The organism is Candidatus Nanoarchaeia archaeon, assembly GCA_035290625.1.
In the GTDB taxonomy this organism is placed as follows: Archaea; Nanobdellota; Nanobdellia; order Woesearchaeales; family DATDTY01; genus DATDTY01.
The window spans coordinates 1-6,960 of sequence record DATDTY010000073.1 but is presented as its reverse complement, the minus strand read 5'-3'; the positions used below and the strand labels follow the sequence as shown (position 1 = coordinate 6,960).

Here is a 6,960-nt window from a genome sequence, read left to right as displayed (position 1 = left end):
TCGGGTTGCCGCGAGCTCGGCTCTTGCTGTTTTCAGCTAAGAGCGGCACCTCGCCCGTAAGGGACACCCCCCTCCGCTGCTGATGTCTCGCTTGATTGAGTCTCGCGAAATTGGCGGCAACCTCCATTCAGGACAGAGCCCTGCCACCCCATACCTTTAAATAACGGCTGCTCTCAAAAAGACCAATGCCGGACTGGATCATTGCAGGAGTTGCCCTGACATGGCTTGGCATCGCCTCGTACACTGACATAAAGACCCGGGAAGTGCCTGACTGGCTCAGCTATAGCCTTATCGCCTTTGGCTTTGGGTACAGGCTGCTGGCTTCTGTCATCTATCAAGACATCTCTTTTATCCTTGCAGGCCTGTTGGGCTTCGTTGCTTTGCTTAGCTTTGGAGCTCTCATGTTCTACACCGGCCAATGGGGGGGAGGAGACTCAAAGATCCTGATGGGTTTAGGAGCATTGATTGGCCTGGAGACAACTCCTTACTCTATGCTGCTCAGCTTTTTTTCAAACATTCTCCTTGTTGGAGGGGTGTATGGGGTTGTGTGGAGCATTGGCCTGGCTGCCAGCCACTTCTCAAGGTTTAGGGGCGAATTCAGGAAGCAGGTTTCAGGAAGGGAGTTTAAAACTACTTTGGCAGTGATATGGATTCTTGCAGGAGCTGGCCTCGGCCTGATCCTTGTGATGGGGATGACGCTTCTTTACGGAGCAGTGATCGGCATCCTCTTTGTGATGCCCTTCCTCTTTGCTGCTGTCAAGGCAGTTGAATTGAGCTCGATGTATTCCTATGTGAAGCCGGATAAGCTCACAGAAGGGGACTGGATAGCAGAAGATGTTGTTGTAGGAAAGAAGGTGGTTGCCGGGCCAAAGGATTTAGGCATATCAAAGGATCAAATTAAGGAGCTTACGCTGCTTTACAGCAAAGGCAGGGTCGGAAGGATCAGGGTGAAATCAGGCATACCCTTTGTGCCGTCATTCCTGATAGCATTTCTTATCACCTTGGCATTCGGAAACCTGATTCTTAGCATTCTGAACCTATAAGCTTTATGAATACATGGAAATCCCCAGGGCTATGAAAACCATCATTATTCCTGCAGGAGAGGAGCAGAGAGAGGTGTACACTGCGATTCTCGCAGATGCGGAGCTTCCAGAGCCTGTTGTTATTGATTATGACAGCATACTGGCGCAGGCATTCCAGAAAGAAAAGACTCAAGATCCAAAAAAACTGCTTGCCAGCATGGTTGCGAAAAAAGCCGGCAGGACTCCGTCAATCATAATCGGAACAGGGCATTATGCAATGACAGAATGCCGCAATTCTCCCAACACCATTGATCTCATCTTTGATTCCCACACTGACGACCGCGTTCTAAATAAGCACGTCAGATTTGGCGACTCAAGCTTTCTCAGAGAGCGCAGGAATCCTGGCTATATCATAGGATCGACTGAAGAGCCAAAACGCAAGTCATTGAAGGTATACTCTGCAAGGAATGCTGATGCTGCAATTGAGGATCTTTGCAGGGAGCAGATTTCAGATATCTACGTCAGCCTTGATCTCTGTGTTTTTGACAAGAAGATAACAAAAGCAGCCAGAGACTCGCCAAGCCTTTTTGCGAGGTGGCTTGATGGCGCAATGGGCGTTGATCGTATCATAGATATCTCAGAGAGAGCACTTGAAGGGAGAAGCCTTGTTGGAATCTGCCTTGCAGGATATTTCCCGGATATGGAAGGGGCTCCCTATCAGACAGCCCGGTTGCTGAGCGGGTATCTGAATGCGTTGAAAGGCTACCTGCCTGTGAGCTTTCGCAACCTCAAAGATCAAAGCCATACTTCCCATACATTGGAGTAAAGAGAAACGGGCCGAGGAATTCCAGCTCCAGCTTGCCCTTGATTTTAGTGCCTCTTATCATCTGCTGCTGCTCAGGATCCCCTACTGGACCGATGATAATGCCTCCTTCCTTGAGCTGATCAACAACAGGCTTTGGGAATTCCCTGCATGCTGCTGTGATAATCACCTTGTCAAAAGGAGCTTCTGATTCCATGCCTTTTGAGCCATCTTCTTCAAAGACAATCACATTCTTTATGGCTGCGGCAGCAAGATTCTCTCTTGCGAATTGCACAAGCTCAGGAATAACCTCTGTTGTGATCACTTTTCCAGGCTCCACAAGGATGCCGAGGAGAGCTGCCTGGTAGCCTGAGCCTGTTCCTATCTCAAAGACCCTGTCGCCCTTCTTAGGCTCTAACGCAGCAGTCATGATCATGACTGTTGTAGGCTGGCTGATGGTCTTTCCTCTGAGAAGCGGAAGAGGCCGGTCTTCATAGGCAACATCCCTGACGCTCTTTGAGATAAAATTCTCCCTTTGCACTACGCTGAATGCTCCGAGCAGGTCCGGATGGAAGCGGAAATACTCCTTCCAGAACTGCATCAGCTTCTGCTTTTGCTCCATAATCTCAGCCATCCCCTGCTATAACTTAGCCCCCTACTTAATCTTTTTGGTTGCTGCATCTTATGGCTTGGCTTTACTTTCCCCGCCTTATGTGCTTCTGGTAGATACCTGTGAGCACAATGCCCTCAGCAGGAAGCAGGACTGTCTGGGCAGCATCCTTCCCCTGGCCAAGAATCCGCTCCTTCCCCTGCGCAAGGATTGGGATGAGGATGCCGCTTTTTTTCTCATAGATCTTCGTGGGAGAGAATCCAATAGAGAATGGCTTAAACCATTCCCAGTCCTTGCCTTCCCATCGGATCTCGGGAACCTTACCTTCATAGATCTTATATACATAGCAACAGTTTGAGCGATTGTTGTCTCCTATAAGGTATCGGCTAATGCTTGCAGGATTTTGATGGACGGCATTGAATCCTTCTCTTAACCCTTTAGCAAATTTGGGACTGGATGTTGAGGTCAGGCTGACCTTCTCGATGAGCCATAGCATGTCCTTGTAATGCTGGCTGAACCTGTCTGGAGCGGCAGCTTGTGCATACCCTGGATCTTCAACAGGGCTTGAGGCAACTGGCTTGGTAGCGCTCGGGCCAGGAGGCCCTGGCATCGTGCTTGAAGGCCCCGGGATCTTATGCAGAGCCTGATACTCCATGCCAAAAAGCAGGCCAATCCATGGAACAATTGCTTTTGAGCTTTGGTCTCCCAGATACAGATTCACCGGGCAGAACTGCTTCAGGATTTCATTCCTCGGAAAGTCATTTTCGTGAGCTACCTCGATGAGAAAGGAACATGCATCTCTGGCCTGGCCAAGCTCCAGGTAGCTGCCTTTGGCATAGCTTTCTGGAAATATCTTTTGCCTTTTCTTGACTCCAAAGACCGTGTTGATATCGCCTGCTGAGATGATATTTGGATCCTTAAGGAATCTCCAAGAGCGAATCTGTGCACCGCTGAACTGCTGGGACTTCCCTGTGCTCATGACAGGCCGGTAGCGGATCGTTGGATTAGGGGGCTCACCAAAGGTTTGAGGCAGGAACTCACTGAAGTTTCCGCTGATGATCTCTTCAAGGGAAGGGATAATCTCTTCCTTGATCTGATTGTACCGCTTTTCGATATACATCATCAATGCAGGGGTCTCAAAAATCCCATAGTCTTTGCCGATCACTGCCGCAAACAGATTCACCAGATACTGCTCATGCTGCCCCAACTCGAACTTCTCCTCATCAATCGCCATGGATCCATGGCAGTTTCGGGGGGTTAAAAAAGGTATCGGGAGGCTATTTCAACTCTTCTCCTGTATGAATGCCCCTTGATATGCTGTATCACTGCCCCCTTGCAAGAAGGCTGAAGAAGAGGCTCACCCAGGGAACTGCGGTTTTTGTGCTCTGGGTGCCGGCATTTATTGAAACCGGACAGAACTGCTGGATAACTTCATTTTTATAGGAATCCAGCAGATAGGCGCAGGCTTTTTTTGCGTCAGGAAGATCCAATGCTTCCTGCTTAGAGAGGATCGGCTGCTTGCCCTTGGCTGTGTATGCCTGGTTGATCTCCGAGGCTGGGATGATATGCGGTTTCCTGATCCAGAGCCAGTGGCTGGATATCCTCTGCGGAGTGTCCAGGAGAGCATAGGAAACACCTCTGTCCGGCTCTTTTTTCACATACTCGTCAATGCTTGCTGCTTCGAACACGAGATCAGATACACTTTTCCTGCTTTCCTGAAGGAAGTCATAGTAATGCGATCCGATAGGGCGGAGCTTTTGGCTGTTGGGGAGGTTCTCAGGGCCAAGAACCTTCAGAAAGATACTCAAAAGATACTCCTGATGGTCCTGGATGACGTCATCCTTCACTGCTTTAAGCTTGTACATGGCAATTCGCTTTTATGGCTTTTTTGGCAGGGGATTCTTTGATTTATATAAGGGTGACGGATTTTGGGACAACAGTTGCTGAAATTTGAGTGGGTGAGGAGAGACGATTTGCAGCCCTTCAGCCCTTATACCTCCTGTTTATGCCTGTGCAGGCCGGAGAGTTCGTTTCCTTCTCAGCATATCCTGAACATTTAAATAGCGATCTTGATTTCTCGGGCGTATGGGCTTGGAACTCTTCACAACCCGTTCTGAAACAAAAGGCTATGCAAATCGATTCGAGTTTGTGCGTCTTCCAGAAAAGAAAAACAAGATATTGATGCCTTCCGGGGAAGTCCTGGCAGTCGTTAATAACTCTGACTGGACCCCTTCCATTCAAGAAAGAGGCTAGCTGATTACGCAACGAGCCTTGAAGGCTACGACGCTGCCCTGAATAAAGATATGGACAAGGAACTTGAAGTTATTCTGCTGCAGCACGAACCTTTATTGCTCATGAAGGATAACCTCTATGACGTGGAAGAAGTGAATACCTCCCTGCATGGGTTTTTGCAAAAGTGGAGCATCAGCATTAATCAAATGTGTATTGTATCCCAAGCAACCCTGGATTTTAGCCTCCAGAAAGACAAGAATCCTAACATGAATGACTTCATCAAAATCCTGGAATCGCGTGGATTCACTAAGCCTGAGATTACGAGGTTTACGGGGGTATGGAAAGGGAGACAGTATTGATATCCTCCAGGCCTGTTCTCTTCTAGCACAGCATTCAATCAAAATACCTTGCGTCATCAGAACTAATGGTGGTTTCAGTCGGGGTGCGCTCTTGTTTGGTCTCTTTGGGTTCTATGGGCGGGTTCATGTCAAGCCCTTTTCTGAAATTGATGTTCCCGCAATTCATGCAGCTGAAGTACACCCCCCATTTTCCGCTCCTGACATCAAGCCACTCTCCGCAGAGGCACTTCATATCTGGAAGCGTGCTTTGGGTATGGCCTGCGCAGACAGGAACCCCTTGATTGTTCTTTGCCACAGCAGACTTTCCGCAGAAAGGGCATGATTCTATCCTTGACTGGCCGTATACCTTTCTTCGCATCCTTTTTTCTGGTTTGAAAGGGTTTTTAAGGTTTTCCACCTGGACTGATTCTGGACAGCTGCTGACAGGACTTACGCAAAGTTTATATATAATTAGATTATACATCTCACGGGGTGATGTAAAATGCAAGTATTCGACGCAATTCCAAAGCAATGGGGCAATTCAGTAGGTATAACCATACCAAGAGAGGTACTAGAAAGAGAAAACATATCTGCAAAAAAGAAGACTAGATTTATAGCTATTGGTTCAGAAATGAATCAGCTGAAAAGGGCTTTTGGCTCATTGAAACTAAAAAACCAACTCAAAAAGCGATGGATGACATAGATGCAGGATACGACTGAAATAAAGATATTTTTAGCAGACACGTATGCCCTCATAGAGTTATTGGGCGGTAATCTGAACTATAAACCTTATCTAAGCCACATTTTAATAACTACTAAGTTTAATCTTATAGATTTGTATTATCATTTTCTTCATGATTATGATAAAAAAACTGCCGATAAGTATCTGGCTTTATACTCTAAGTTTGTTGTGCCTATCACCTATGGTTGTATAAAAGACGGTATGGGGTTCAAATTAAAACATAAAAAAGAAAAGGTTAGCTATGTTGATTGTATAGGCTATGCCCTTGCTCTGGAATTAGGTGTCAAGTTTTTAACTGGAGACGAAAAGTTTGAAGATAAGGATAATGTCGAGTTTGTTAAGTGAGTTCTCTATTGCCAGTTGGGGCGGGAAGCTTCAGGGCGGGGAAGAGGCCACAATCCATAATCTGGCTTTGCATACCTTTGGCTCAGCAGATGTACGTGTAGATGTTTTGGGTTGGATGCCGGAAGCAGTCATTATTGAACTTCTCCCTGTTTGTCACAGGATGCGCATAGATGGAGATTGGCTTTTCGTACATATCGAGCAATGGCTTTACTTCTGTGAAATTTCCTGAGTTCCAGAATATTGACCATTCAGCTAAACTCCATTTGCTGTATGAGTACAATCCTGGGGCAATTGTGGGCCTTCCTGAATATCCCAGGAGCCAGGGAGAGTCGTGCTTATGGGTTGACATCACCATGCCTTCGGTGTTCTGGAGGGTTTGTATCTCGTCTAATTTTGCCTGGCTGACTAAAGGCTTCTCGTTGAGCGCATATGCGATAAGGATATACGAGGAAAACAGGACAATCATCGCCAATGATATCATCCCTATGGCTTTGCCTTTTTTGATTACTACGTATATCCCTATGGCAGCCAAGATGAGCATGATCATGTCCAGATGGATGATATACCTGTTGAAGAAGATCAGTTTAAAGCTGACAAAGATCAGGTTGAAGATAAACCAGATGAACAGGATGTTGATCCTCTTGTTTCTGATTGAAGCATAGACTCCAAGGAAGAGGAAGGGAAGCAGGATAAGGAACAGGGACTGGTATTCCAGGATTCCGATAAAGGTTCCTGCGCCGATCTCCAGCCCAACAGCGCTTTCCAGGAACGGAAACAAAGAGTCTTTGATGATGCCGATGTAGGAGAATAAGGTCAATGCTATGATGATAATCCCGTTGATGATATTCTTTTTTAGATCAACCTTATAA

At 46.9% G+C, this 6,960-nt stretch carries 11 protein-coding genes; 6 read left to right on the top strand and 5 right to left on the bottom strand.

Translation table 11 applies throughout. From position 1 onward, the window contains the following. Nucleotides 1-185: 185 nt before the first annotated feature. Nucleotides 186-1,043 (top strand): A24 family peptidase, encoded by an 858-nt coding sequence (locus VJB08_06680; GenBank protein HLD43638.1) that lies wholly within the window; start codon nucleotides 186-188, stop codon nucleotides 1,041-1,043. 31 nt (nucleotides 1,044-1,074) lie between these two features. Next, on the top strand, nucleotides 1,075-1,848 hold the full coding sequence (locus VJB08_06675; protein HLD43637.1) for a hypothetical protein: 774 nt from the start codon (nucleotides 1,075-1,077) through the stop codon (nucleotides 1,846-1,848). Here VJB08_06675 and VJB08_06670 read toward each other — a convergent pair. From VJB08_06670 to VJB08_06660, 3 genes are all read right to left on the bottom strand, one after another. Continuing rightward, entirely contained in the window at nucleotides 1,811-2,458 is a 648-nt protein-coding gene (locus tag VJB08_06670; GenBank protein HLD43636.1) for a protein-L-isoaspartate(D-aspartate) O-methyltransferase, read from the bottom strand. The genes VJB08_06675 and VJB08_06670 overlap by 38 nt on opposite strands. A 61-nt stretch (nucleotides 2,459-2,519) precedes the next feature. Continuing rightward, complete coding sequence (locus tag VJB08_06665) at nucleotides 2,520-3,668, bottom strand: hypothetical protein (GenBank protein HLD43635.1); 1,149 nt, start codon at nucleotides 3,666-3,668, stop codon at nucleotides 2,520-2,522. 88 nt (nucleotides 3,669-3,756) lie between these two features. Then, nucleotides 3,757-4,299, bottom strand: coding sequence for a hypothetical protein (locus tag VJB08_06660; protein ID HLD43634.1), 543 nt, complete (start codon nucleotides 4,297-4,299; stop codon nucleotides 3,757-3,759). A gap of 220 nt (nucleotides 4,300-4,519) precedes the next feature. Between VJB08_06660 and VJB08_06655 the strand changes: the two genes are divergently transcribed. Continuing rightward, complete coding sequence (locus VJB08_06655; GenBank protein HLD43633.1) at nucleotides 4,520-4,687, top strand: hypothetical protein; 168 nt, start codon at nucleotides 4,520-4,522, stop codon at nucleotides 4,685-4,687. 50 nt (nucleotides 4,688-4,737) lie between these two features. Continuing rightward, on the top strand, nucleotides 4,738-5,025 hold the full coding sequence (locus VJB08_06650; protein ID HLD43632.1) for a hypothetical protein: 288 nt from the start codon (nucleotides 4,738-4,740) through the stop codon (nucleotides 5,023-5,025). Nucleotides 5,026-5,059: 34 nt separating this feature from the next. Here VJB08_06650 and VJB08_06645 read toward each other — a convergent pair whose 3' ends face one another. Beyond that, entirely contained in the window at nucleotides 5,060-5,383 is a 324-nt protein-coding gene (locus tag VJB08_06645) for a hypothetical protein (GenBank protein HLD43631.1), read from the bottom strand. A 123-nt stretch (nucleotides 5,384-5,506) separates the two neighbouring features. Between VJB08_06645 and VJB08_06640 the strand changes: the two genes are divergently transcribed. Then, entirely contained in the window at nucleotides 5,507-5,707 is a 201-nt protein-coding gene (locus VJB08_06640; GenBank protein HLD43630.1) for a hypothetical protein, read from the top strand. Further along, nucleotides 5,708-6,091: a PIN domain-containing protein gene (locus VJB08_06635; GenBank protein ID HLD43629.1), complete on the top strand. Its 384-nt coding sequence runs from the start codon at nucleotides 5,708-5,710 to the stop codon at nucleotides 6,089-6,091. Between the two features lie 82 nt (nucleotides 6,092-6,173). Here the strand turns inward: VJB08_06635 and VJB08_06630 are convergent. Continuing rightward, a partial coding sequence (locus VJB08_06630) for a hypothetical protein (GenBank protein HLD43628.1) occupies nucleotides 6,174-6,960 on the bottom strand: 787 nt, incomplete at its 5' end.

Coding starts and splice junctions, on each gene's coding strand:
- VJB08_06680 (HLD43638.1), top strand. CDS start 186: ATGCCGGACTGGATCATTGCAGGAGTTGCCCTGACATGGCTTGGCATC.
- VJB08_06675 (HLD43637.1), top strand. CDS start 1,075: ATGAAAACCATCATTATTCCTGCAGGAGAGGAGCAGAGAGAGGTGTAC.
- VJB08_06670 (HLD43636.1), bottom strand. CDS start 2,458: ATGGCTGAGATTATGGAGCAAAAGCAGAAGCTGATGCAGTTCTGGAAG.
- VJB08_06665 (HLD43635.1), bottom strand. CDS start 3,668: ATGGCGATTGATGAGGAGAAGTTCGAGTTGGGGCAGCATGAGCAGTAT.
- VJB08_06660 (HLD43634.1), bottom strand. CDS start 4,299: ATGTACAAGCTTAAAGCAGTGAAGGATGACGTCATCCAGGACCATCAG.
- VJB08_06655 (HLD43633.1), top strand. CDS start 4,520: ATGGGCTTGGAACTCTTCACAACCCGTTCTGAAACAAAAGGCTATGCA.
- VJB08_06650 (HLD43632.1), top strand. CDS start 4,738: ATGGACAAGGAACTTGAAGTTATTCTGCTGCAGCACGAACCTTTATTG.
- VJB08_06645 (HLD43631.1), bottom strand. CDS start 5,383: ATGCGAAGAAAGGTATACGGCCAGTCAAGGATAGAATCATGCCCTTTC.
- VJB08_06640 (HLD43630.1), top strand. CDS start 5,507: ATGCAAGTATTCGACGCAATTCCAAAGCAATGGGGCAATTCAGTAGGT.
- VJB08_06635 (HLD43629.1), top strand. CDS start 5,708: ATGCAGGATACGACTGAAATAAAGATATTTTTAGCAGACACGTATGCC.